The 345-nt window shown below is 69.9% G+C and carries 1 protein-coding gene; it reads left to right on the top strand.

Annotated elements, in window-relative coordinates:
* A partial coding sequence (locus ADL12_RS25480) for an aminotransferase class I/II-fold pyridoxal phosphate-dependent enzyme (protein WP_159053294.1) occupies positions 1-345 on the top strand: 345 nt, incomplete at both ends.

The following is a 345-nucleotide window of genomic DNA, read 5'->3' as shown; positions in this document are numbered from 1 at the left end:
CGGCTGCGAGCACGTCGACGTGGCCGAGCAGATCGCCATCGACCGGATCAAGGAGCTGTTCGGCGCCGAGTACGCCAACGTCCAGCCCCACTCCGGCGCATCCGCCAACCAGGCCGCCCTGTTCGCCCTGGCCCAGCCCGGCGACACCATCCTCGGCCTGGACCTGGCCCACGGCGGCCACCTCACCCACGGGATGCGGCTGAACTTCTCCGGCAAGCAGTTCAAGGTCGTCCCGTACCACGTGGACGACTCCGGTCTCGTGGACATGGCCGAGGTCGAGCGGCTCGCCAAGGAGCACCGGCCGAAGGTGATCATCGCCGGCTGGTCGGCGTACCCGCGGCAGCT

It is taken from the genome of Streptomyces regalis (genome assembly GCF_001509475.1).
Taxonomy (GTDB): Bacteria; Actinomycetota; Actinomycetes; order Streptomycetales; family Streptomycetaceae; genus Streptomyces; species Streptomyces regalis.
Note: the sequence above shows the minus strand (reverse complement) of the source record. Positions and strands in the feature narration are given on the sequence as shown.